23 protein-coding genes and 1 pseudogene are annotated in these 26,142 nt (G+C 39.9%); 14 read left to right on the top strand and 10 right to left on the bottom strand.

The window, feature by feature from the left end:
• Positions 1-27: 27 nt before the first annotated feature.
• Positions 28-1,404, top strand: a complete 1,377-nt coding sequence (locus H6F44_RS00520; protein WP_190348956.1) for a CmpA/NrtA family ABC transporter substrate-binding protein — start codon at positions 28-30, stop codon at positions 1,402-1,404.
• Between the two features lie 40 nt (positions 1,405-1,444).
• Here H6F44_RS00520 and apcD read toward each other — a convergent pair whose 3' ends face one another.
• The 5 genes from apcD to H6F44_RS00495 form a co-directional block, all read right to left on the bottom strand.
• Positions 1,445-1,930: an allophycocyanin subunit alpha-B gene (gene apcD / locus H6F44_RS00515; protein ID WP_190349022.1), complete on the bottom strand. Its 486-nt coding sequence runs from the start codon at positions 1,928-1,930 to the stop codon at positions 1,445-1,447.
• 129 nt (positions 1,931-2,059) lie between these two features.
• A complete protein-coding gene (locus tag H6F44_RS00510; RefSeq protein ID WP_242016372.1) occupies positions 2,060-4,393 on the bottom strand; it encodes a transglutaminase TgpA family protein in 2,334 nt (777 codons plus the stop codon).
• Positions 4,394-4,456: 63 nt separating this feature from the next.
• On the bottom strand, positions 4,457-5,260 hold the full coding sequence (locus H6F44_RS00505) for a prohibitin family protein (RefSeq protein ID WP_190348955.1): 804 nt from the start codon (positions 5,258-5,260) through the stop codon (positions 4,457-4,459).
• 78 nt (positions 5,261-5,338) lie between these two features.
• A complete protein-coding gene (gene cbiB / locus H6F44_RS00500; protein WP_190348954.1) occupies positions 5,339-6,370 on the bottom strand; it encodes an adenosylcobinamide-phosphate synthase CbiB in 1,032 nt (343 codons plus the stop codon).
• Complete coding sequence (locus tag H6F44_RS00495) at positions 6,367-6,504, bottom strand: hypothetical protein (protein ID WP_190348953.1); 138 nt, start codon at positions 6,502-6,504, stop codon at positions 6,367-6,369. Before H6F44_RS00495 ends, cbiB begins: the two co-directional genes overlap by 4 nt.
• A gap of 53 nt (positions 6,505-6,557) precedes the next feature.
• Here H6F44_RS00495 and H6F44_RS00490 point away from each other — a divergent pair, with 53 nt between their 5' ends.
• The 5 genes and pseudogenes from H6F44_RS00490 to H6F44_RS00470 all read left to right on the top strand — a co-directional run.
• Positions 6,558-7,580 carry a type IV pilin-like G/H family protein gene (locus tag H6F44_RS00490; RefSeq protein ID WP_190348952.1) on the top strand — a complete coding sequence of 341 codons (1,023 nt, stop codon included), beginning with the start codon at positions 6,558-6,560 and terminating at the stop codon, positions 7,578-7,580.
• Positions 7,581-8,074: 494 nt separating this feature from the next.
• Positions 8,075-11,299, top strand: a complete 3,225-nt coding sequence (locus tag H6F44_RS00485; RefSeq protein WP_190348951.1) for a tetratricopeptide repeat protein — start codon at positions 8,075-8,077, stop codon at positions 11,297-11,299.
• A 51-nt stretch (positions 11,300-11,350) separates the two neighbouring features.
• On the top strand, positions 11,351-12,421 hold the full coding sequence (locus H6F44_RS00480) for an RNA-binding domain-containing protein (RefSeq protein ID WP_190348950.1): 1,071 nt from the start codon (positions 11,351-11,353) through the stop codon (positions 12,419-12,421).
• Positions 12,422-12,452: 31 nt separating this feature from the next.
• On the top strand, positions 12,453-13,019 hold the full coding sequence (locus H6F44_RS00475) for a Uma2 family endonuclease (protein ID WP_190348949.1): 567 nt from the start codon (positions 12,453-12,455) through the stop codon (positions 13,017-13,019).
• Positions 13,020-13,075: 56 nt separating this feature from the next.
• A pseudogene (locus H6F44_RS00470) lies at positions 13,076-13,364 on the top strand (hypothetical protein); the annotation flags it as partial.
• 21 nt (positions 13,365-13,385) lie between these two features.
• On the opposite strand, the gene H6F44_RS00465 reads toward H6F44_RS00470, so the two are convergent.
• The 4 genes from H6F44_RS00465 to H6F44_RS00450 all read right to left on the bottom strand — a co-directional run bounded on the left by H6F44_RS00465 (position 13,386) and on the right by H6F44_RS00450 (position 17,387).
• On the bottom strand, positions 13,386-13,958 hold the full coding sequence (locus H6F44_RS00465; protein ID WP_190348948.1) for a Uma2 family endonuclease: 573 nt from the start codon (positions 13,956-13,958) through the stop codon (positions 13,386-13,388).
• Between the two features lie 167 nt (positions 13,959-14,125).
• Positions 14,126-14,974: a hypothetical protein gene (locus tag H6F44_RS22730; protein ID WP_199301923.1), complete on the bottom strand. Its 849-nt coding sequence runs from the start codon at positions 14,972-14,974 to the stop codon at positions 14,126-14,128.
• Between the two features lie 2 nt (positions 14,975-14,976).
• Entirely contained in the window at positions 14,977-16,257 is a 1,281-nt protein-coding gene (locus H6F44_RS00455; protein ID WP_190348947.1) for an AAA family ATPase, read from the bottom strand.
• Positions 16,254-17,387, bottom strand: coding sequence for a DUF262 domain-containing protein (locus H6F44_RS00450; RefSeq protein ID WP_190348946.1), 1,134 nt, complete (start codon positions 17,385-17,387; stop codon positions 16,254-16,256). The genes H6F44_RS00455 and H6F44_RS00450 overlap by 4 nt, the downstream gene beginning before the upstream one ends.
• Before the next feature lie 9 nt (positions 17,388-17,396).
• Between H6F44_RS00450 and H6F44_RS00445 the strand changes: the two genes are divergently transcribed.
• Positions 17,397-18,215 (top strand): hypothetical protein, encoded by an 819-nt coding sequence (locus H6F44_RS00445; RefSeq protein ID WP_190348945.1) that lies wholly within the window; start codon positions 17,397-17,399, stop codon positions 18,213-18,215.
• A gap of 55 nt (positions 18,216-18,270) precedes the next feature.
• Here H6F44_RS00445 and H6F44_RS00440 read toward each other — a convergent pair whose 3' ends face one another.
• Positions 18,271-18,891 (bottom strand): hypothetical protein, encoded by a 621-nt coding sequence (locus H6F44_RS00440; RefSeq protein WP_190348944.1) that lies wholly within the window; start codon positions 18,889-18,891, stop codon positions 18,271-18,273.
• A gap of 556 nt (positions 18,892-19,447) precedes the next feature.
• Here H6F44_RS00440 and H6F44_RS00435 point away from each other — a divergent pair.
• The 7 genes from H6F44_RS00435 to H6F44_RS00405 all read left to right on the top strand — a co-directional run bounded on the left by H6F44_RS00435 (position 19,448) and on the right by H6F44_RS00405 (position 26,025).
• Positions 19,448-21,295 (top strand): phospholipase D-like domain-containing protein, encoded by a 1,848-nt coding sequence (locus tag H6F44_RS00435; RefSeq protein ID WP_190348943.1) that lies wholly within the window; start codon positions 19,448-19,450, stop codon positions 21,293-21,295.
• Between the two features lie 58 nt (positions 21,296-21,353).
• Entirely contained in the window at positions 21,354-21,740 is a 387-nt protein-coding gene (locus tag H6F44_RS00430) for a hypothetical protein (RefSeq protein ID WP_190349028.1), read from the top strand.
• 3 nt (positions 21,741-21,743) lie between these two features.
• Entirely contained in the window at positions 21,744-22,169 is a 426-nt protein-coding gene (locus tag H6F44_RS00425) for a type II toxin-antitoxin system VapC family toxin (RefSeq protein WP_190348942.1), read from the top strand.
• Entirely contained in the window at positions 22,162-22,503 is a 342-nt protein-coding gene (locus tag H6F44_RS00420) for an element excision factor XisI family protein (RefSeq protein ID WP_190348941.1), read from the top strand. Before H6F44_RS00425 ends, H6F44_RS00420 begins: the two co-directional genes overlap by 8 nt.
• On the top strand, positions 22,500-22,721 hold the full coding sequence (locus H6F44_RS00415) for a hypothetical protein (protein ID WP_190348940.1): 222 nt from the start codon (positions 22,500-22,502) through the stop codon (positions 22,719-22,721). The genes H6F44_RS00420 and H6F44_RS00415 overlap by 4 nt, the downstream gene beginning before the upstream one ends.
• 75 nt (positions 22,722-22,796) lie before the next feature.
• Positions 22,797-23,144 carry a diguanylate cyclase regulator RdcB family protein gene (locus H6F44_RS00410; RefSeq protein ID WP_190348939.1) on the top strand — a complete coding sequence of 116 codons (348 nt, stop codon included), beginning with the start codon at positions 22,797-22,799 and terminating at the stop codon, positions 23,142-23,144.
• Positions 23,145-23,457: 313 nt separating this feature from the next.
• Positions 23,458-26,025, top strand: coding sequence for a TIGR03960 family B12-binding radical SAM protein (locus H6F44_RS00405; protein ID WP_190348938.1), 2,568 nt, complete (start codon positions 23,458-23,460; stop codon positions 26,023-26,025).
• Positions 26,026-26,142: the final 117 nt, after the last annotated feature.

The following is a 26,142-nucleotide window of genomic DNA, read 5'->3' as shown; positions in this document are numbered from 1 at the left end:
CAATCACAGCCAAAACAGTGATGCGGTATGAGCTACGAGTCACGGCGATCGCGTCGGAAATTTTTAAATCTGTTGGGCTTAGCGGCTGGGGGAGCGCTACTGCAAAATTGCAATACCAAGCCTCCAGTTAGCCAACCTTGGCAGCTATCACCAAGAGCCATTTCTAGCCAAGCCGAAGTGCCATCGGTACGCATCGGTTTCATTCCCTCCCTTGAAATTGCACCACTTCTAGTTGCCCAAAAACAGAATATCTTTGCCAAATATGGTTTAACCGATGTGCAGTTAGTGCCGCTTACCTCATGGCAAAGTATTTGCGATCGCCTAGAGCTAGGTACAGAACTAGGAACAAATACGGGCGGTCTAGATGGTAGCCATTTATGTAGTCCTCTGCCAGAACTGCTCAATGAAGGCGTAATTAATCGCTATACGCGCAAAACGGCGATGTATATATTGATGCGTCTGCATACCAATGGCGGCTATATCTCAGTTTCTCAAAGAATGAAGCCCTTTGCCGTGCAGTTACAGAGAGCCGCCTTTGCGCCCTTTCAAGATGTGGCAAGATTTTTGGGCAGTCCGATTAAAAGTGCGATCGCCGAGGCTGGTGATAACTATGATCTATGGCTGCGCTATTGGTTATCAGCGATGACGATTATTCCCGATCGCCATATGGAAATTATGGCAATTCCACCAGTACAAATCCAAGAGCAGGTGCGACAAAACCAAGCAGATTTGCTCTGTCTCAATAGTTGGCAAACTTGGCAATTGGCATCGGCAAACTTGGCAGAACCAGCGATCACCATTGCCGATATTTGGCAAAATTATCCTGGGGAATTGATTGCCATGCGTGCCGATTGGGTTGATAAATTCCCGATCGCCACTCAAGCTTTGATGCAAGCAATTATGGAAGCGCAAATCTGGTGCGATGATCCTGCCAATTGGAACCAACTCAACACTATGCTTGCTTTTAATTTGACCGATAGCGCTGATTTGGTAAATGCACCATTGAAAATATCTGCCCAACTTTTAAAAAATCGTTTCTTTGTCAATCGCGATCGCCGTCAGCGCGAGCAATCCCCAAGATCCCCAAAAAACACGCCTAGTCTAGCTCTCAAATATTGGTCAAGCAATGGCATCTCCGTTTCCTATCCATACAAAAGCCATGATCTGTGGTTTCTCACCGAATATCGCCGATGGCATAGGCTACCCGAAAAGTTTGAAACTAAGGAAACCATCGATGCGGTCAATCGTGAGGATCTGTGGCGGCAAGCTGCAAGGGCGATCGGTGTGCCTGACACAATTATTCCCAACACCACTTCTAGGGGAGTTGAAACATTTTTTGATGGTGTCACCTTTGACCCATCGGCTCCCGATAAGTATTTAGCATCCCAGCGATTGGCGCAATAATAAACGATAAAGGCGGCGCGATGCGCCGCCTTTATCATTGTTAAGACATTGCTTGAATAATGTAGTCGAAGTAAGGCTCTGCCGTGGCGGCATCTTCTTTGCTCAAGAGGGCGATCGCCGCATTTTTGAGACAACGGATACCATCTGCCATACCCACTAGAGGCACACCCAAGGAGTTGTACATTTCACGTACACCGATGATGCCGATCTTTTCGATGGGGTCTTTGTCACCTGCCAAAACGCCATAGGTTGTCAGGCGCACATACCAAGTAAAGTCACGCACACATTGAGCGCGTTGTTTCTGACCATAGGCATTACCGCCTGGGGAAATGTATTCAGGATGAATTCTAAATAGATCTTCGGTTGCTTTTTTGACGATTTTATCTTCACTCTCTGCCAAGGTGGTGGCGATCCTTATTCTTTGAGCGCCAGTGGCAAGGAAGTTCTGCACACTTTGCAATTCCGCAATAGTCGGATAACGGAGTTCTTCGTCGGCTCTTTCTAAAACTTGACTTACTACACTCATAATTAAAATAAAAAATTTAATATATTCGCCATCTAGTGTACCAAAAGCGGTCAATGCACCAAGACTTTGTAATAAAATCACAAAGTTTTGTAATTTGCAGCGCTTACAGCGCTACAAATTACGGTAAGTCTAAATTTTTGCCCTTAGTTGACTGAGCAGTTGTTTTAGCTCCTGCGATAGCTCGTAATCGATCGCCCGATTGCCATAGCGCCAGTCTTGATAGATCTGCGTGATCTTGGCGATCGCGGCGGATTGGGTGGCAGAGACGCGATCGCTGAGGCTGACCGCATATTCTTGGGGCGTTTGATAGGGGGATTTGGGCTTGCCCTGCTCCTTGAGCCATTGCAGCATAAGCTGATAACTACGCTGTGGCAATGGCATTCTTTGCAAACGCTGATATTCCCACCAAGTGATCAGCGCCTGCCAGAGCGCCCAACCACCGATACCGATGCCAAAGACGATCGCTACCCCTAATGCTAAGCCAGCCCAACCCATCTCGATTAGCCAACTGACAATCCCACTCAAGAATTTCACAATATTCTCAAATAGACCCGCAAAAAAGTTGTTGACGGGGCTAGGCAAGATACTGGTGAGCCAACTCCAAAAGGTTTGAATTACCCCGAAGGTGCGATTATTTTCAATGGATGGCGGCACAAGGGGGCGACCGGGTACAGGATCGAAGCTGATCCAGCCATAGGATGGGAAAAACACTTCCACTAAGGACTGAGTATCAATATTTTGAACTTCGTACAGCCCTGTGAAGGGATTAAACTTGCCAGGGGCAAAGCCCACCACATAGCGGGTGGGAATACCTAGCGATCGCAACATTACCGCTAAGGTGGACACAAAATGACTTTCTTCGCCGCCACCCTGCGCCACAAACTGCGATACCAAATCCCCCTTGGCAGGATCAAAGTTTAAGGATTTGACTGCATAGCTACCCTTGACCCCTTGGGCAACCTGCACCACCACGTCATATATATTGTCAAAATTAACAGGATTGCCTTGACTATCCTTGGCATTTCCTAAGAAACTGACGGCGGTATCGCGTACCGATGGCGACAGGTTCGGCGGCAATTGCAAATAATATTTGGTAATTGACTTGGGGTATTCATTGGGGACTTGGCGCAATAACTTGGGGTTGCGCTCCATCACATTAGAAATTACGGTATAGGTAAAATCTGGCGGAATAGGCGCAGGCGATCGGATCATTCCTTCTTGATCCACGTCCAACTCCTCACTGGGGAAAAAGATGCGACTGGGTTCCGAAGCGGCGGGGACAAGATTGGGAAAGTTGGGTGAGGTGATGGTGTAGGTTTGAATTACTTCTTGGGCTGTAATCGCCCGATCGCGGCGCAATAAGCTCAGCCCATAGGGGGGAAAGGGCAAGAAAAACTCATAGTTAAAAGGACTACGCCGAATCGTGCGAATCTGTTCGGGGTTATTGCGTGAGATCCGCCAGCCCTTGCCCGTAAATTCGTCATAGGACATCACCCGCCAAAATAATTCTGCCTGCGATCGCACCCGCATCATCAGTTCAGGTTGACGTTGAGCGCTAATTTGCTTGCCAGTCGAAGCCGTATCAATCTCAGGGGCAAACAGGGGCGGCAGCGAATCAATGGGATTATTGCCATTGGCATCACCCGTGCCATTCGTGCCGATGATATTGCCATTTTGCTGATTTTGTTGATTTTGCTGATTTTGCTGTTGCCGCGACAGGATGCCCCCACGGGGAATTTGCCGCTCTACCGCCAAGTTAACACTCACAGGAAAGTTCCGTAATTGGAAGCCTGGTAAACGGGGTAAAAAAGCAAAAATCGTTAAACCTAGCACCAAGACGATCGCTAATAGACCTGAAAGTGGCAAAATCGATATGCCCATCTTTTGGGGCTGAAAGCTAATTGTGGGCAGTCCTAGCCGTGAGCGATGGTCAAGGAGCAGAATCGGCAAACCTACCAATAGAAAAGCCATTAACCACAGGGCAAATATCATCGTCTGGCTCAAGGTGGCAGCCAAAGCCATCAAGATCAGCCCGATCACAATGGAATAGCCCAAATCCTTACGGCGCGGTAAGTCAAAGCTATGCAGCACTTGCAACTGAATTAATAATCTTGCCAGTAATAGCCTTGTTTCATCGGTATTGCGAACGAGATCGTTCAGAAATACCACCAACATCGCTATCATGGCGATCGCGATGAAAAATTTCACCACCACATTGCGCTTGCGCCTAGCGTAATATGCCCATACGGCGGCGATCGCACTCAGGGGAATTGCCCAAGCACTATTGCCCGAACTCGCCACCGCATCCATCGCGCCAATACTGATAAATACAAAAATCTGCACCATCACCCGCAAAGGGATCGAATCCTCGGCAGCAATGGTTGTGAATTCGGCATTTTGCTGTAACTGTTGCAGAGGATTACGGCGCTTATTTTCTAAAGAAGACGGCTGCATCGTATTCATTGGCTTTGATTTGCTTGTTGATTTAATCAAAAACTAGGACACCATAGGTGTCCCAATTTTTATTTACTGCGGCTGCACATTTAGATTGAGAAAAGGCACAGCACCATTACCGCCTAGCACCTGCGGAAACTTGCCATCCCATTTTTCGATCGCCTGTTTTTGCAACAGTTCAGAGGTTAAGGTTTCGCGCAAGAGCCTTTGCGCTTCCGCTTGACCTTTAGCCCGATTGATTGTTGCTTCAGCCTCTTGTTCTGCTTCTCTGGCAATATAGACAGCCCTTTGAGCGCGTTGTTCGGCAATTTGCTTCTCTTCTACAGCCTTAGAAAATTCTGTCGAGAAATTCAAATCCACCACGCTTGTATCTAAAACGATGATGCCATATTTGCTCAATCGTTGGCTTAGTGCCTCATCAAAATCTTGTTTTAATTCGTCCCGTTTGGTAATTGCCTCCTCAACGGTGCGTCTAGCGGCGGCCACCTTAAAGGATTCTTGGGTTTGCGGTGCAATGATTTTGGCAACGATGTTTTGCAAAGTCCCTTGGCTACGGCGGATCGTCACCACTTCGATGGGGTCAAGGCGAAAGTTAATGGCAAAACTTGCAGTCAATTGTTGCAGATCCTTGGTAGAGCTTTGGGCAGGCACTTCAAATTTCTGCACCGTCAAATCATAAACATCTACCTGTGAGATCACTGGTGGCTTAAAATGCACGCCTTCAAGAAGTACGCCATCCTTGGCTTTGCCGAGAACGCTTAATACCCCCGCTTCACCTGGGTTAACGATTACAAATGAGTTGAAGCTAAGCACTGCCAAGATTCCTAATATTGCTACTAGAAATAGTGACTGCCAGCTTGTTTCTTGATCTTGCATTGTATTTTTTAGATTCTAATTCCCCTTGATCATACAGTGCTTTGCAAATCGCTATCGGTGACAACCTAGCGCCGCAGGTTACGCCCAGTTATGATGGAACCATTGCCAAAGATTTGGCAACAAGAAGAATAACAATAGGAATAAGCCTAACCATATTAAAAAGCATAGCCGAGTTAGGCTGAGTGCCTGTTGAACTTTGGCAGGGGCGATCGCCTCAATGGGATTACCAAGCAATGGTTTGGACTTAACCACACCGCGATAGTAATTTTCGCCGCCTAGCTGTACTTGTAAAATGGCAGCATAGACGCATTCACTCCACCCAGAATTAGGACTAGGATCTTGCTTTGCGTCCCGTTGGCAGATCCGCCAAACTGTGAGGGGTTGACCAGAAACAAGGGCAAGGGTAAGAACCGTGAGGCGACAGGGCAGCCAAGTCAAAACATCATCGGTCTTAGCACTAAACCATCCTAAATCGCTGTACGGCGTTTCCCGATAGCCCACCATCGAATCGAGGGTACTGGCGGCTTTGTAGGCGATCGCCCCGACCACACCGCCATAGTCCCAAATTAGCGAACCCACGATCGCATAAAACAGGGGCGAGGTCACGCCATCGATCGCATTTTCGGTGACAGTTTCCAAAATGGCGCGTAAAATTTCTGATTCTGATAGGTTGGCGGTATCTCTTCCCACATAGTAACTAAGTTGTTGTTGCGCCTGTTCTAAATCTCCCGTTGCCAATACTGTTAAAACCGATTCGGCAGCATCGCGGAGACTTCTCCCTGCAAAGCAAGCAGCTAATAACATACTAGCGATCGCTATTCCTAAGCCTGAATGCACCTGTGCCGCGATCGCCAATAGCAACCAAGTCATAAGCCCTGAACCAATTATTAAACCTAATCCCAAAACGATTCCCAAGGCTCTCATGATCTGCGGGGCAAAACGCGGCGATCGCCGTGAATTAACTGCATCATTAACCGTGACTATTTCTGTAAATTTAGCAATCAGCCATCCCATTACCTGCACAGGATGCAGCCAATTGATCGGATCACCAATTAGGCGATCGAGGAGGGCGGCTATGCCTAAAATTAGGACGCTGTAATTGCTACTCAAAATAACTGAACTACCCAATAGTCAACAAGCCAATATTCCCCAATATCCATCGCTTGATATATGGAAAAAGGTAAATTGGATTGACTGATTGCCAAGTTGAAAGTCGATATAGTTGCCAATAGTGACTGCACCATAATTATCTATCTAATTATCTATCTATTAGTTAAGCTTGTCATGATTTATTGTCATGATTTATTATATTGGCGAATATTACATCGCTTTGCGCTCTGCCCAAAAATCTAAATCCATGAAATATTCTTTATCAAAAAAAATTCAGCGATCGCTTGTTAATTTATCTGCTACCTTAGCGATCGCCTTGGGAATTAATTATTTAATTCCAGTAACTAATCCTCACCTAAGCTTACAAGACTTACAGGCGATCGCTAGCGAACCTTCAGGAACATCTTCAGGAACATCGCCAGAATCACAGCAATTACTTGGACAATGGGAAATAACTGCTCCTTTCCGTGATGGTGATGCAAGTGATGACGATTCTTTGATTTTTCTATTTGCCCCCGATGGCAAACTCTATTTGATTAACAGAACAAAACAGACCGCCATTCGAGCAGAATATCAAATCAATAATATCAATGGAAAAGTCTATCTAGATATTTACCAAGGCAGCTTTGGCGCGAGAACTTCTTTTACTATTGACCCTAAAGGTAAGTTAATAATTCAGCAGCTATTCATTCCAGCGATTTTGCAAAATTCTTACAATCCCGAAATTGTGGGCAAATTCTTCATGCCTGATTTGCTTTCTTTAACCAAAGTTTCCAGTGACACAAATTTAGCCCCAAAACTTGAATTTATTCCCCCTCAAAGCCCTGCAAAAAATAAAGCGGAGCGTGAGGCTAAGACCTATGTTGGCACGATGAATCGCGCTCAGCAAGCTGTTTTTTTGGAAACTGGTAAATTTGCTAGTACGATTGCCGCCTTATCAATTGGCATTCGGGATGAGTCTGAAAATTACAAATATCAAATTATCGTTCTCGATCCTAAAAAGGCAGTCCAACAGATTAGCCTTCCCAAAAAAAATAACTTGAAGTCCTATATAGGCTTGGTTTACACTGCAAATTTAAAAGGTAATTTATCGGAACCCACAACTTTCAATCTTCTCTGCGAGAGTAAAACCCCGACCAAAACTCCCGCCAAGTTTCAACTGACTGCTACACCTAAATGTCCTGAAGGCTATATAGATATTAGTAATTAATTGCAATATTGCAGAAGCACAAGATTTCTTTGGACTCAAACAGGGCTGCATCCGCCAGAGGATGATCTGTGTAAGATTTAGCTGAATTATAGGTTCAAGCTGACATTGCACAACAAAGGGCTATGATTGGGCGAAAACGGGCTGATGCCGCTCACAAACAGGTGGAGTCGTTATTGGCAAAGTTGCGATCGCTTGGTATTGATGACGAGTAAAGCGTTGTGATCAAAATGGCGATCGCCTGTTAGTCGCTGACCTGTCCTGTAATTTATATCGCTTTAACCGTGGAGTATTATTGTGGTTTGATTAAGACAGCGCTATCTCACCACTGGGGAAAAGCCGAAAGATGTGCCGCTAGATTAAGGGCATTGAGTTTTCTGAAATGTTTGTTATATTTGGGTAGTAACGTGATATTTCTTGAAAATAAATTTCGTACTTAGTTCGTTTGTAGGCGATATCGCTTTGGAATATGAGTTAAGGATAAGCATGGTTTTGTTATGAGTGGTTTTACTTTGCAAGGTACAAATGAGATAGATACTTCTAGTGAAGTAGTTAATTCTGGTGAGTTAGCGAAGGCAACTGAACTGAGTAGAAAAGCTAGAGATTTAGCTAAGGCAGGGAAGTTAGAAGAGGCGATCGCATTATTTGATCAAGCTCTAGTGATTTATCCGAATAATGCTGAAATTATTGCAGATTATGCTAAGGCAATGAGAGATACTAACCAATATAGTAAAGCAAGTGAATTATTTGAAAGGTGCTTAAAATTAGAGCCAGACAGCATTAAAAATATTTTTAGTTACATTAAAGTTTTAAATCATCAGAGAAACTTTACAAGAGTGTTTGAACTTTTTGAACATGGCTTAGAACTTGAACCAAATAATTTAAGCATTACTTCAGCATATGGTAGGGCAGCAGCAATGGCTGGCGCTTATCAAAAAGCGAATGAGCTATTTGAACAATGCTTACGATTAAGTAAAAATAATGTTCCTACCTTAACTAGTTATGCAAATGCATTAGTGCAACAAGGAGAATATCAACGTGCAAATGAATTGTTTGAGCATTCATTACAGTTAGATAAAAATAATACTCCTACCTTAACTAGTTATGCAAATGCATTAGTGCAACAAGGAGAATATCAAGGTGCTTGTGAATTATTTAAACAATGTTTACAATTAGAAAAAAATAATGTTTACATTTTAAACAGCTATGCAAATGCTTTAGCTCAACAAGAAGAATATCAAAGAGCTTCTAAATTGTTCGAGCGATGTTTAGAATTGGAGCCAAATAATATTCCTACACTAAATAGCTATGCAATTTTGTTAGCACAACAGGAACAGTATCATCGTGCTAGTGAATTGTTTGAACAATGCTTAGTGTTAGAACCAAATAATTTTCGCACACTAAATAGCTATGCAATTTCGTTAGCTCAACAGGGAGAGTATCAAAGGGCTAGCGAATTGTTTGAATATTCATTGCAATTGGAGCCAAATAATATCCCTACACTAAATAGCTATGCAAACGCATTAGTAGAGCAATGTAAATATCAACGTGCTTCTGAATTATTTGAACAATGCTTAAAGCTAGAACCAAATAATTTTCGCACACTAAACAGTTACGCAAATGCGTTAGTAAAACAAGAAGAGTATCAACGGGCTAGTGAATTGTTTGAATATTCATTGCAATTAGAGCCAAATAATTTTCGCACGCTAAACAGCTATGCAAGTTCGTTAGTACAACAGGGAGAGTATCAACAGGCTAGTGAATTATTTGAATGTTCATTGCAATTAGAGCCAAATAATATTCCTACACTAAACAGCTACGCAAATGCGTTAGTAGAGCAAGGAGAATATCAGTATGCTAATGAATTGTTTGAACAATGCCTACAACTGGATAGAAATGATGTCCGCACATTAACCAGCTATGCCAATTCATTAGTGCAGCAAAGACTATTTCAACGTGCTTCTGAGTTGTTTAAACAATGCTTAAAATTAGAGCCAAATAATTTTCGTGTATTAACTAGTTTTGCAAATACATTAGTAGAACAAGGAGAATATCAACAGGCGAATGAATTATTTGAACAATGCTTACAATTAGATAAAAATGATATTCTTACATTAAACAGCTATGCAAATGCTCTAGTCAAACAAGGAGAGTATCAAAATGCTAATGAATTATTTGAGCTTTCATTAAAATTAGATAAAAGTAATATCCGTACATTGGTTAGCTATGCAAATGCCTTAGTACTGCAAGGACAATATCAACGCGCTTCTGATTTCTTTGAACAATGCTTACAATTAGATAGAAGTGATGTCCGCACATTAAACAGCTATGCAAATGCCCTAGTTCAATCCTGTTCATGGTGGCGACTAATCGAACTTTGCCCAAATGATTCCTATGCTCGATTGCAGTATGCCAAACAACTTGAAGCAGAAGGCAATATTAAGGAAGCTCTTACACAACTTTTGGCAATTGAATTAGCCACACAAAAGACTTATCACGCCAACATTATTAGATTAAATCTTGGGCGATTGTATTATCGATTAGCTCAAATTGACTTAGGAAAACAATTTTTTGAAGAAGCGATCGCTAACTCAGACGAACAAGATAAAACCATTCTCTATGCTGCCCGTAGCCTTTTAGCAACAAATCCCAATAGTCAAGAAGCAATTAACCTATTACTCAAAATCCAAGAAGACTCACCTCGCTATGCTGAAGCTATGAAAGCGATCGCCCTTAATGCTGATGAAGAAACTTCTTACGAACTATTTGGAGCCGATGAAGAGCAAATTGATGATATCGAAATGCTCTATCGTGCCATGTATCACAAAATTGGCAACGAAATAGCAGTACTGCGGTCAATTTCCTATCGATTGCTTAAGAGAATGGAAGGAGAACACCCTCTTGTTAAGGAAATTGTCAATGACCTTGAAAAGTTGCAACAGGGCATCGCTAGTCAGAGAGCCAATGAAAAAGCAGCGATCGCAGGTATATCCCACAGTAACTACAAACAGCTAATAGAAATTGTTTCTAAAACTGCCCATGACATCTCTGATGAAGTAAACAATCAACTCGCCGTAATTGAGTCTAAAACTCGCCGCGCCATGCGTAAACTTACGGATGAAAATCCCCAATATCAGCAGTTTGACAAATTTCTTTTACAGCTAAAGATTACCCAAAAAGCTATCAACGATCTTAAATCCATTAATGAAGGCAAAACCATTCGGAGAAATCGCTTTTTAGTGCATCAATTATTTGAAAAATGGGAGCCAGCCAACTGGACAAGCCAACCGCGCATCGATGGTGTGCGGATTCGTCTTGACATTCGTAATCCAGACGCAGAATTTAATGGTGATGAAGAGAAAATTAAAAGCATTCTCAATGAACTTGTGGAAAATTCACTCAAGCATAATCACGGCAACCCTAATTTATCGATCCGTATGTATTCTAGCGATATGGACAATCCTATGGACGTAGGCAGTCCGACCATCCCTGGCGATCGCAAATTTTTATACATCGAATTTAAAGATAACGGTCAAGGCGTACCAAACGATAAAAAAGATTGGATCTTCCAACCCCTAAAAACCACATCCCCCGAAGACAAGGGTAGTGGCTTAGGACTATTCATCGCCCGTAAAACCATCAAAAAAATGGGTGGACAAATCCGAGAAGTCGGCGAAGCAGGTAAAGGGGTAAGATTTCAGATATATTTGCCATATTTATAGTCAAATGTCTTCTAGCAAAGCATTGTAAAATCATTCAAAAAACAGAGAATCATGCAAACTCAAAACGCCCATCTCCTAGTAATCGAAGACCGAGCCGATAACTTGAATGAGTTGCTAATGTGGCTACGCGAAGACTTTGGCTATGAGGAAATAGTCACCGCCACCACCACCGCAGAGGCATTAGAAAAACTGGCAGATCCTTTTGATATCATAGTTTCGGATATGCGAATGTACGATGAGGCTGATGCAGGTTTTACGATTCTCGATTGGGTGCAACAGCGCAACCTATCCTCAGTCGTGATTATTTTTACCGCCAATGAGTCCTTAGAAGACTGCTATCGCGCATGGAAATCAAAGGCTTGGGACTACATATCCAAAAATCCGCCCACAGGTAACGCCTTTGATACCCTCAATGATTCCATTCAAGAGGCGATCGCCTATCTCAATCGCTGGGGCAATCTCTCCAATCAACAATGGTTTGCAGAAAATCAGCAGGATCTTGAAGCCAAATATTGGGGACAATACATTGCGATCGCCAATCAAGTTGTCATCGACTTTGCGGATAGTGAAACAGAACTATTCACAAAACTAGAAGAACGCAAACTCAGACGATTTACCACCACGATTAAAAAAATTGGCGATCTACGTTCTATCGAGGAACTAATTCAACTAGGCGAAAGTGATACCCTAGAGTTTAAAAGCTCTCTGCAATGGGATGTCCGCGAAAACACCAAAAATGAAAAATTGCAAGATAGTGTCCTCAAGAGTATTGCTGCATTCCTGAACTCTGAAGGTGGGACAGTAATCATTGGTGTTGAAGATAATGGAAACCTGTTTGGATTAGAGAAAGATATTCAGTCCTTTAAAGATCCGCGTAATCGCACCCTCGATAACTTTGAACGTCATCTGGTAGAACTAATCAAAAACAAAATAGGAATCAAGTTTCTCCCCTATCTAAAAATCCGTTTTACTAAAATCAACGATCAAGATATCTGCGGCGTGTATGTCCGCAAAGCCAGTCAAGCCGCATTTCTCAAATCAGAAAGAGGATTAGAACTCTATGTGCGGACTGGAAATTCAACGCGATCGCTCAGCGTCCCAGAGATTTATGATTATCTGTAAACACCTATCAGCCAACTATTGTAAATAAATCATGATTGCAACACCAAAATTTGATTACATAACTCCCGACCAATATCTCGAAATGGAAGAGCAAAGCGAAATCAAACATGAATATATCGATGGATATGTTTATGCAATGGCTGGCGCAAACGATCCTCATGTGACGATCGCAAGTAATGCTTTTATGATGATTCGTAATCATTTACGAGGATCAGGCTGTCGTGTTTATATTTCTGACATGAAAGCGAGAATCGATTCATTGAACCGTTTTTATTATCCAGATGTTATGGTAACTTGCGATCCTAGAGATACCGAATCACAAAATCAAAAGAGATATCCAAAACTAATTATCGAAGTTCTATCCAAATCTACCGAAGGATTCGACCGTGGTGACAAATTTGCTGATTATCAACAAATAGAAACTCTAGAAGAATATGTCCTAGTCAACACCAAACGCCAGCGCCTTGACTGTTTCTGCCGCAATCAAGATGGACTTTGGCTGTTAAAGTCATACTCTGGAGAGCAAGATAAATTCCAATTGTCGAGCATCAATTTTGAAGGGAAATTTGCCGAGCTTTATGAAGATGTCAAATTTTAGAGAAAAGTCTCCTATAATATCCGTTAGATAGCTAAGATACTTTTGCGGTGATTCCGATGCTACAAATCGATCTCAAACATCTACCCACCAGTGACGAATTACCAGATTCTGATGATACGCCTGTGGATAACGAAGATCAGAATTTTGTCCCAAATTTACTGTTATTCCTACTAGAATATATTTGGAAAAATCTTGATGATTGGTACTTTGGGGTGGATATGGGTATCTATCACACTACTGGCGTAAATCCTAGAGTTCCTGTTATTCCTGATGGGTTTTTGAGCTTTAGGTGTGGAGCGGCGCAAAAATTGCGGTTCGCGTAACAGCTATGTGATGTGGGAAGAAGAGTATTTTGAGCGTACACAATCAATCAAACGTCACACGCCTATACAAATCTCGCAAACTAATTTCTAACTGGATTGAAGAAAGTTTGATCACAGCAGATTCTCCCCTATAGGTTGTCAAAATCCATCGATCATCTGATTCCTTCACATAGTGATCAACTTCATAGCCATTTTGATAAACCAAAATATATTCTTGAAAGCTAGGAATAGAGCGATATTGACGGAATTTACTATCATGATCGTGGGCTTGAGTGGAGCCAGATAGAATCTCCACAATCAAGCAGGGATTAGTAACTTCCATCTGCTTTTGATCAACAAAAATTGGCTCGCCAGCGACAACCATCACATCAGGATAGGTATAACGACTATATTCAGGAAGCCATAGACGCATATCGCTCATGAATATTTCATAGGTTTGATTACCGATTACTAGCGGTAATAACCGACATAAATTTAAGGCGATTTTATTGTGATTTGCGGAAGCTCCTGCCATTGGGATAATTTCTCCGTTAATAAACTCACTTTTAAATTCGGCTTTGTCCTCTAGGGCTAGATATTCTGTTGCGGTATATCGCTTAGTAGCTGCTAAAACCATATGCGATCGCCTCCTAAAAATTGACCATGATGCTGATTATAACTAATCGCCTGTTAGCCGCGCACCTGTCCTGAAATTTATATCACTATAATTGTGAAATATTATTGTGATTAGATGAAGGAGGGCAGGTAGTGTTAAGAATAGATAGCCTAGTGATCGCTATATCCTCAGAAGATCTTTTTATTTAAATCTTTTTTTGTCTCATCAATATTTCCCTCTAAATCAGATTCACCAATATGGTTTCCTTGGGCGTTAAAAACCTCAATATGCGATGCCTGACCAAAATGAAGATTATCTACATACCAATACCGATCATTTAGAATTTCACGATATATAGTTCTTCCATCATAAATATTTTGTGTTTTTTGAAATCTCTGAGTATCTCTCAATATTGTTTGTTGGTCTTTAGGTGGGTATTTTGACAAAAGATCATATTCTATTCTGCTTAAGCTTAATTTTACTTCTAGCCAATTTTGTAGTGCTAAATAGCTGTCAATTCCATCTAATTTAATGAGTTGTGTTTCGTCATTATTTTTTATGATTGGAATTATGCAGCAATCTTTAATATCTGGATGCAATAAATTAAAAGTTGAATTTTTAAAATTTATGACTAAATAAATTGAGTCTTTATTCCTTAGAGATCTTTCTGAAATCTCCGCTAAAGATGTATCATTTACATTTTTGGATGTTTCATTATTCAAGTAATCAAATAAATCGTTAGGGCAGTGTAACTGCTCTTTTCGCCACTCTTTAGGATTTTGCTTGTTAAATACTATTTCTACAAAGGCTTGCTTTAAAGATTTGTCTTTGATTATATTGAGGCTAGCACTAAAATTTGATTCTCTAATAGCATTATAGTTAACAAATAACTTACTATCTTCTTTGTAAACTTGTTTATTATTTGTCTTTTTATTTAATAGTTTAAATATTTCAATAAAATCTTTGATTGCACTAACAAATTCCGATTCGCTAGTATATTGTCCTTCCAATGAAACTTCATTGGTAAATATTTCCATATTTAAATACCAAAAAGTCTTTCAAAATCTTTGGATGTCTGATCAAAGAAGTCATCTGGCCATTCTTCGATACCACCATCTGATTGTACGGGTATTTGCACAACTGGACTTTCTAAATCGTTTTGAAAATATAGAATACTTAGATCTTCTGAATCAATTATTTTGTCAAGTACTGCTATGCGTAAACCATTTAAAATATGATCGCTGTGGGACTCAACTAAAACCTGTACTCCACAACTACTAACTTTAGCGAGGAATTTAGTTAACTCAGATTGCGCTCTTGGATGTAGATGTATTTCGGGATTTTCCACGATTAATATTTCACCTTCTTTGGCGATTAATCCTGAAACGATAATTGGTAGAACGCTATGAAATCCAAAGCCTACATTTGCAGGTTTAAACCGATCCTTTGATGCACTTGTATTAAATAGTAATTCTAGAACACTGCTTTTTGAACTAGGTATTTCAAGTTTTGCACCACCGAAGATTTTACTTAGCCATGCTTCTGTCTGTGTAATAAGGGTTTTCGCATCTTCACCTAAGCAGAGTCTATCATCAACTAAATCATCTTGTTTTTTATAGAGTAAATTAGCTGTAAATTCACCTCTTGCCCCAACATTGGGGAATTTATCTAGAGTTGATTTAAGATAAAAGTCTTTTGGTCCAATGCGATCGGCAGAGATGTAATGAATAAAATTAAAATTTAAAACAGATTCAAAAGGTGACACTAGCGTTTCAAGTACTTCGTTTATATGAGTGAAATTAAATTTACTAGGAACTAAATTTAATAAGTTTGTAAAAATAGTTAAATTAAAATCTTTTCTATATAAAAAATTTTCTTGACGTTCACATCGAAAAACTATTTTATTATCAAATAATGTATTAAAAATCAATTTTTCAAATCTAAATTTTGCTTCGGAATAAAAAGTTAACTGTGGAATATATAATGTCATTTCATCATCATTTTCAATAAAACAATATTCAAAATATCCATTTCCTAAGTTTACAGATTTATAATAATATTTGAATATTATTGGTTTATCTTTTATCGTATCTTTATTCCGAACATCGTCAAAATTATTTAAATTAACACAACTACCATTCAAAAGGATTTTACTAGTACTTTCATCATGCTCGATAGATTGTCTCATCAGTAACAATGATTGAAGTAAAGTTGATTTACCTCTGCCATTAATACCTGTTAATAAGGTTAACTTCCCTAAAGGGAAAGACACTCTATTTTTAAAACACTTGAAATTTTCTATTTCTATTTGAGTTATCATTTTATATCTCCTAGAATTTCCTGAGCTAGGTTGAATCTACTAATAACTTTAGCCTTACTACTAGTAGCATTTTTTACAGAGTCTAAATAATCTGCATTTTTGATAAGCCTTTCAAAGTTATCGATGATTTGTGTTTTATGTTGTTTTAAAAACAAATCTTCTTTAATAGAGAAGAAATAAGCTACTGACTCAAAAATTGCAATGCTGATTTTCCCTCTAGTTTGATTCGTAGGCAAACGAAAGTTTCTCTTACCAAAGAACTCATAAGTAATATTCATAACTCTTTGAAAATCATCTTTTAAAGACTCAATTTCTGATGACTTCATTGTATTTATCTTTTTCATTGCAGTTTCTAGAAAATTACTCATATCACCTTGATAATCTTTTTCATAGTCAAAAATCCTAAAAGCCAGATATCTTAAAACTGCTTCCCTATCTTTCATTCTCTTGGGTGAAATACCTTGATTAATCGCAACTTTAAACTCATCTGACTCAGCTAACTCTTTAAGTAACTGTGTGGATTTACCTAAAAATATACAATTTCGTACTTCTTGACGTTGTAGATTAGTTCCACCTGTATTAATCCTATTGAAAATATCATAAACAACCTTAGAAGGAACCGATGGTCTAATTACATAAAGGTTAAGTTTCTTATCCTCAATTTTTGTTTGATAGTCTCCCGATAGATTTTTCAAATCAGAGAAACTATACCCATTTAATTTTTTAAGTGCCTCTAATCCCTGAAGCTTAAATCCATTATTTACAAATTCATACAAAGTGCTAGTGCGTTGTAGTCCATCAACAACTATATATTTTCCCTCTCTTGTTTGATTGACATAAAAGGGAGGTATGGGGAAATTTAAAATAACTGATTCAATAAACTTACTTTGTTGCGTTCTTTCCCAAACCAGATTGCGCTGAAAATCAGGCTCAATAATTAGCTTGCCATGATCATATTTTCGCATCAACTCGAAAACAGTTTGAGGGTCTTCACGAATATCAATATCTGCTTCAGTAGGATCGTAAGGATATAGCCCTTCTTCACCTTGATCTTCTTCTAAGGTGTCATCATCCGTTTCTATTATCTCGTTTTCATTATTTGCTTTTTTTTTGGTGTCTGTTGCAATCATAAATTTTCTATGATTTTAATCCGTAAACCTATTCGATTATATCTTACCAGTTTGAACAATTATTATCGCCTCTCAGCTTACAATAGTTGCATTGCCATAGCATACAATATCAATAATCAATCAGCAATTAATCTAATTGAAGAAAACCCATCTCGCTATGCTGAAGCTATGAAAGCGATCGCCCTTAACGCTGATGAAGAAACTTCTTACGAACTATTTGGAGCCGATGAAGAGCAAATTGATGATATCGAAATGCTCTATCGTGCCATGTATCACAAAATTGGTAACGAAATAGCAGTACTGCGATCAATATCCTATCGCTTGCTTAAGAGAATGGAAGGAGAACACCCTCTTGTTAAGGAAATTGTCAATGACCTTGAAAAGTTACAACAGGGCATCGCTAGTCAGAGAGCCAATGAAAAAGCAGCGATCGCACAGGTTTCCCATAGTAACTACAAACAGCTAATAGAAATTGTTTCTAAGACTGCTCACGATATTTCTGATGAAGTAAACAATCAACTCGCCGTAATTGAGTCTAAAACTCGCCGCGCCATGCGTAAACTTACGGCTGAAAACCCCCAATATCAACAGTTTGAAAAATTTCTTTTACAACTAAAGATTACCCCAAAAGCTATCAACGATCTTAAATCCATATCAACGATTAAGATATTTGCGGCGTGTATGTCCGCAAAGCCAAACAAGCTGCATTTCTCAAGTCAGAAAAAGGAGTTGAACTCTATGTGCGGACTGGAAACTCTACGCGATCGCTCAGTGTGCCAGAGATTTATGACTACCTGTAAACATCCATCAGCAAACTATTGTAGGTAAACCATGATCTTTATGAGAATGTTAGTTTTTAACTAAAATTACTGCTTACAGCAATTTAAACACTTACAAGCTGAGAAACCGATCGCAATGGTTCTAATAATATTCCTAAAATCTTATCCACTTCGCTAATGTAGTATTCGATCGCATCAATCTGGACTAAATTTTTTTCTAGTTTAATAAACCGCCAATTCGTGCCACTAGTAACAACTCCATAAATAATTGGGATTTTGTTATGATGTTGTTCGTTAAAGATTTGCGCCGCCACCATCGCCGCAATACATTGACCGACACCACCAAAAATATCTTCTCGCTTTGCCTCAATAATAATCACTACAGGAGATGTGATTTCTAACTGTTCTTCAGAACTGCTCAATAAAAAATCGCAAAACCCTGTCAATCCGCGATCGCGATCGACCGTAAACTCTGAACCAGAAAACAATGAAATTTTATAATTCAATTGGCGACGCACTTCCCCCAATACCTGAGCAATGATAAATTCCGATCTTGCTTTTTCAGTACCAACGGCGATCGCAAAGGATAGGTTTTCTTGTAGCAGTGTCGTCAAGATTTGGGAAGGTGCAACTTTAGCTGTATTTGCAAAAAGATTTGTCTTTTCGTCAATGGTTAACTGAAAAGCTTCTTTGACTTTACTAAAGGTGAAGTCACTGTATGCCATAAAAATCTACATTGTTCGTAATGCTCTTATTTTACTTGTTTTGCGATCGCTAACATCTGTTTACCCGTGATGAAATGAAATCGCGATCGCGCTAAATGTAAAATAGGGTTAGCTCACATACTCGTGAAACCATGCCCGTACCCGTAGAACAGTTACTCAATTCCGAAATCCTGAAACCTGCCCGTTATCTTGGCAATGAGTTTGGCGCAGTGCATAAGCCTTGGGATCAGGCGATCGCTTGGTGTTGATGAGTAACCACGAAGCATAATTAAGATCTATAAATATCTTTATCATTTCATGTTATTTTTTAAGCATTTTCAAGTTATAGTCATAGATAATTCTCAAAACATCAACATACAAGGGGTGATCAATTTATGTCTAATGACGCTCTAAAGCCTGATATCCATGCAATTCAGAAATCTGTAGTTGATGTTTTGACACAAGTTCGGGACTTGATGAAGTATGCTAGTCAAAGGTTATACTGAGAATAGCATTATGTTATGTGGGATGAAAAATAAAAACATCGTCTAGCATTTGTTGCACTGTAAATAAGCCATTGAAAAAAATTCCTACTGAAAATCTTGAACGAATTGCGATCGCTGCTTCAGCAATTGGGGCAATTGTCTGGGCTTTTTCCAGTCAGGCTGTTTACGCTGCCATGCCTATAACTTTTGCGCTATTCCTAAATCTTGTTAACCGTAACGAAGATATAAAAAAGCAAACCCAAAGCAATGTAAAGATTTCTGTAATAAATAATGTTTTGGCTAAAATTGGTGTAGCAACGACAGACATCTCAAACTTAACCACCCAAGTAGCAGTCCTAGATGAAAAATTAAAGGATGTATCTATAAATTTAGGCAATCATCACGAACAGACGCAAAATAACTTTGATTCGCTAAGCTCTCAACTAGAAGAACTTCCCAATCTAAATGAGCGTATTGCAAGCTTAGATAAACAATTAGGCAACGTATCTATAAACTTAGGCAATCATCAGAAACAGACACAAAATAACTTTGATTCGCTAAACTCCCAACTAGCAGAACTTCCCAATCTAAATGAGCGTATTGCAAACTTAGATGACAGAGTGAGAACAGTATTCATAAATCTAGGAAATCATCAAGAGCAGGTTCAAAATAACTTTGATTCATTAAACTCTCAACTAGAAGAACTTCCTAATCTAAATGAGCGTGTTACAAGCTTAGATGACAGAATGAAGACTGTATTCATAAATCTAGGGAATCATCAAAAGCAGGTTCAAAATAACTTTGATTCATTAAACGCTAGAATAGAAAAGATTCCAAACTTAACTAATCAAGTTGAGGATCTATCTGACAAGTTTAATGATATATTCATAAATTTGGGCAATCATCAGCAACAGACTCAAAACAACTTTGCTTCATTATTTTCTAGTATAGAAGATATATCAGATTTATCCAAAAAATTAAATGTTTTACATGAGAAATTAGATGATGTATCTATCAATCTAGGTAACTCTAATCATCAAAATCAAAATAATTTTGATTCTATATATGCAAAAATTGAAATTATTCCAGATTTAATTAACCAAGTTAAGGATTTAACTAATGGATTAGAAAATATATCCATTAATATAGGTAATTCTAATCATCAAACTCAAAATAATTTTAATTCACTAAATTCTATAATAAGAAAACTTACAGATTTAACTAAACAAGTTGAAGACTTGAACGATAAATCAAGAAATTTGGATATTAATCAAGGTAACCTTCAGAAACAAAGACAAGAGAATTTTGATTCATTAAATTCTAGAATAGAAAAATTATCAAATTTAACCGAAATAGTAGAAAATTTAATTAATAAAATAAGTAAACTGGAAGATGATACTAACAATAACTTTAATGAGACAAAGAAAATACTTAATCAAATTGAGCCTCATAGATATGAGTTAATTTATGGTCGTCCTGCTATTCGATCTAAATTATTAAGCGCATTAAGTGAAGCTAAGCAAACTTTGATTATGGTATGTCCTTGGATTAGTCAAAATGCAGTTAATCCAGATCTGCTACATCACATTCAACAAGCATTACAGAACAACAATGTTACAATACATATAGGATGGGGAAATCTCTATGATATAAATTCAGCAAAAAAGTCTGCTCAAGTATTGTTGGCTAAAAGTGGCTACAATGCTTTTAATAGCTTACAAAGACTTCAGTGTATTCAATTCAAGCTATTAGGAACTCATGAAAAATTTTTAATATGTGACGATAAATGGGCGCTAATTACAAGTTATAACTTTTTATCTGCAAGTGATTTTATGGGAGTTAACGGAGAGAGAGAAATTGGATTACTAACTTATGACAAAAATATTATTAAAGAGTTGAAGGATCACTATGAAAAATCTCCAGAGCATCCTTTCCCCTAAATCTCAATTTAAATTAATTTGTGTTTAAAATTTAAATTTTTAATCAAACTCTAAACCCATGACAAAACTAACCCTTGATTTACAAACCTCAGCCGAAGTATTAGGCACAACCCCAGATCATTTTCTAGCATGGCTACAAAGTGAACAACCTAGCGGCATCATTACACTAGACACACAGCCCCAAGTATCTATCTTTACTCTTGCTCGTATCCTTGACACAACAGCCCAAGAGTTACTTAATTTACTATCAATTTCTAAAGACAAAGATCTATTAGAACCACAAGTAAACTCATCAACGCAGGAAACAGATACAGAAGTTCCCATTTGGGAAAGTTTTACAACCTTTGCCCAATCTATCCCTCCAGAAGTTCTTGATCGCTTACCTACCGATGGAGCAGCTAATCACGATCATTATCTATACGGTTCACCAAAGCAATCTGCATAGATTATGAAACAAATTTTTGTCGATACTTTCTACTGGATTGCCTTATGTAATCAGCGCGATCAATGGCATCAACAAGTTGTCAGTTTCAGTCAGCAACTAAAAGGAGTAAAGCTAGTAACTTCTGACGCAGTACTCAATGAGTTGCTTAACTACTACGCGCAGTTTGGCTCAGAAATGCGCTTAGGCGTTTCACAAAGAACTAGAGAAATTCTCAGAAATAAAAATATTCAAGTCATAACCCATACTAGAGAAGTTTTTATTGAAGGACTAGATCTGTATGCTAATCGTCTTGACAAAGGCTATAGTCTCACTGATTGTATGTCAATGATCATCATGGATCGTCTCAAAATCACAGAAATATTGACCCACGATAAACACTTTACTCAAGAAGGTTTTCTAATATTATTTCAAGGAGAGAGAAATGTCTAAACCTGTAGACTATTCACAAATACTCAAAAAAGTAGTCTATGACGCTACTATCCATCAACCAAGCATACAACCAATTAAACTTTACCCAGTCTGCGATCTAGAATCTGGTCAATTTGTTGTTCTTGCCACAGGCTTTGATAAACAAAAATGGGTGGATTTTGTCGTATTTCATGCGCGACTTATCGAAAAAGACAACAGCGATCGCCAAGTCATCATCGAAGAAGACAACTTTGAGGAAGGATTAGTTAATACACTAATCGAAGCGGGAATCAAGAAAGAAGATATCATCACCAGTTGGCAAGCTAATAGTTATTCTATAGATTTACAAAAATGAACAACAAAAAACTTGATAGCTTTCAATTTAATCATCAAGTCTTTAGCGTTACCAGTCTAACCAAAGAAGATACAGAAGATAAGACCTATTGGCTTCATAAAAGTCCCCGTGATCGCCTAATTGCCTTGGAATATTTACGACAGATAATGTATAGCTATGATCCAAATACCACAAGACTTCAGAGAGTTTTTGAGATTGCTCAATTACCACCACGTTGAATATTTGCTCGTTTAGATCTTGAGAATCTTCCCTAAAACATATGTCTCCAATAAAATCTGTAAATAAATAACCCAATGCAAAACTTTGTAACTCAATCATTACAAGACCTAGAGCAACAAGTCCCCGTTATCAGCGATAAGGTATTAGTGGATTTGGTTAATGGGATTCAAGTAAATGATGACCTGATCCGCTTTCGCCAAAATCGGGGCTTTATTGGACGCTTGTTTGATGGAGTTACAGGCAGCGATCGCCAAATCCTAATTGACACCAGTTTCAATGTTGGCATGAAATCCCTACATCAATGGGTATTAGCCCTAGCCGATAATCTGCGAATTAGTAACATTGCCCTCGAAATCATGCAAACAAAGCTATTAGAAACCCGTAACGCTCTTCGCAACTTTAGAATTAGCTGCATTGCCTGAAGAAGCCCGTCTTCAAGATCCCGCTAAAATTGCCTTTGAGCTATGCCGCCGCGATTACGATCTCATTGGGTGCGACATCCACTTGATAACCCGTTACTGTGTAAAGATTCTGACTTTCTCTAATTCAGAAAATAATTTTTGAATGAATTTAATAAAAGGTTTGCTAGGCAAGGATTTCGCTAATTTGAGAAGGTAGCATATGAAGGTCGCACCTCTTCATATGCTACAAATGATGATTGTAACTAATCGCGATCGCGCAAATGTAAAACAGGTTTAGGTAAAATAGGCATAGCTCAAATCATCAAAAAACTCTATGCCCGTACCCGTAGAACAGTTACTCAATTCCGAAATCCTGAAACCTGCCCGTTATCTTGGTAACGAGTTTGGCGCAGTGCATAAGCCTTGGGATCAAGCGATCGTGCGCTGGTCGCTCACCTATCCTGAAATATATGAGGTGGGCGCGTCCAACTTGGGACATATCATCCTGTATAGCATTATCAATTCTCAAGATGGTCAGCTATGCGATCGCGCCTATTTGCCTGCGCCCGATTTATCCGCAAAACTCCGCGAAACTCAAACAGATTTATTTGCGGTCGAGTCCAAGCGATCGCTGCGGGAATTTGATATTTTAGGATTTAGCCTCAGCTACGAGCTAGGCGCAACCAATGTATTGGAGATGTTCGATCTTGCCAATATTCCCATGACATGGCAGGAACGCAGTGCAATGAGTATTGCAGAATGTCCTTTGATCTTTGCAGGGGGACAAACTGCCACATCTAATCCCGAACCCTATGCCGACTTTTTTGATTTCTTTGCCCTTGGTGATGGCGAAGAATTATTACCTGAAATTGGGGAAGTTCTCAAAACCTGTAAATTAGCGGGTAAAGCTCGCTGCGAAACCCTCCTAGCCCTTGCCAATGAGGTCGATGGGGTTTATGTGCCAGAGTTTTATGATATGGATGAGCGCACAGGTGCAGTTACTCCTAATCGTCAGGATGTCTCACCCCGCGCCCTGCGCCGTGTTGCCACCCCGATGCCAGAGCATAGCATTGGCTTAGTTCCCCTAGTGGAAACCGTTCACGACCGCCTAGTCATCGAAATTAGACGCGGATGCACTCGCGGCTGTCGCTTCTGTCAACCAGGGATGTTGACCCGTCCCGCCCGTGATGTGGAACCTGAGAAGGTGGTGGATACCATTGAGAGAGCAATTAGGGAAACTGGCTATAACGAGTTCTCATTGCTTTCTCTATCCTGTTCCGATTATCTAGCTTTGCCATCGGTGGGCGTACAGATTAAAAATCGATTCAAAGATGAACACGTTACGCTCTCTTTACCTAGTCAAAGGGTCGATCGCTTTGATGAGAATATTGCCCATATGCTCCGCAGTGGTGATGGTCGCCAGCAGGGACTAACCTTTGCTCCAGAGGCAGGGACTCAGCGCTTGCGCGATGTGATTAATAAGGGCTTGACCGATGAAGAGCTATTGCAAGGTGTGAAAACTGCCTATGTTGAAGGTTGGGATAAGGTAAAGCTCTATTTCATGATTGGCTTGCCGACAGAAACCGATGAGGATGTGATTGGCATCGTCAATACGGTGGAATGGCTGCAAAATGAATGTTCACAAAAGGGCAGGAAGAAGATTTCCTTTAACTTGACCATTTCCAACTTCACACCCAAGCCCCATACGCCTTTTCAGTGGTTCACGGTTTCTAGTGGCGAGTTTGTGCGGAAGCAGCAATTACTTCGCAAGGAATTTCGCCGCTTGAGTGGAGTGAAGGTCAACTACACGGAAGTTCGCATTAGTGCGATGGAAGACTTTATTGGGCGAGGCGATCGCCGCTTGGGTAAGGTGTTGCATCGGGCATGGCAATTGGGCGCAGGGTTTGACTCATGGTTTGAAAATGCAGAAAAAGCTTTCGGGGCATGGACTCAGGCGATCGCCGAAGCTGGTCTAGTCTGGGATACACCATCGTTGAAAATGACCGATCCTCTGCCTTGGGATCATATTGACACGGGTATTGATAAGCAATGGCTAATCGAAGATTGGGAAAGGGCGATCGCCGCGCAAGTTGTACCTGACTGCTCCTTTGGCGGTTGCTCCCATTGTGGGGTATGCGGCCCTGAATTTGGACATAACGAGGTGATTCCACCACCCGAAGTACCACCAATTTCGTTAGAAAAGCCGATCATTCCGCCCAGAGTTCAGCGTATTCGCTTGAAGTTTGGCAAGCTGGGCGATATGAGTTTAATTTCCCACTTGGATCTCTATCGATTCTTCCAAAGAGCGGCGCGGCGAGCAGCCTTACCCGTTGCCCATACAGAAGGGTTTAACCCACTGCCCCGCATTTCCATTGCTAAGGCTCTGCCCTTGGGTCAAACCAGCAGTGCGGAGTTTGTGGATTTTGAATTAACCAAGGTGATTCCTGTTGAGGAGTTTCAAGAACGCTTCAAACAGGAACTTGATGCCGACTTGCCGATCTACGCGATCGCGGAAGTGCCTGTAAATGCCCCATCTTTAGATGCGATGCTAGAGGTTGCCGAATATACGCTCACCTGTGCTTTCGTCACGCCCAAGGAGCGCAATGCGGCGGATATTATGGATATGCTCGAAGGCGCAAGTTACTGTGTGCTGGCGGCAACTTCGATTCAAATGCCGAAGAAGTCTAAGTCAGGGCGCGATCAAATGATTGAATTACGCGATCGCCTATTCACGATTAACGTAATCAACCCTGATCCCGAACTGCCCACGATTCACTTTATGGGCAGTTGCAAGCCTGACAGCAATCTCAAACCTGAGTATGTGATTTATATGATGAATAAATATTTAATGGGCGAAGATGAGATTAGGTTAGTCAAGGTTCACCGTGAGTCAATGCGCTAATCTTGAAAAATTCTCTAAAAATTTTAGAAGTGCTGATTTGCAGGGCTTCTAAAATTTTCATGATTTGGTTAAAAAATCAAAAGGCAAATAAATAATAAAAATGTAGCAAACGGTCAA

It is taken from the genome of Pseudanabaena cinerea FACHB-1277, assembly GCF_014696345.1.
In the GTDB taxonomy this organism is placed as follows: Bacteria; Cyanobacteriota; Cyanobacteriia; order Pseudanabaenales; family Pseudanabaenaceae; genus Pseudanabaena; species Pseudanabaena cinerea.
This window is presented reverse-complemented; position numbering and strand designations above follow the sequence as displayed.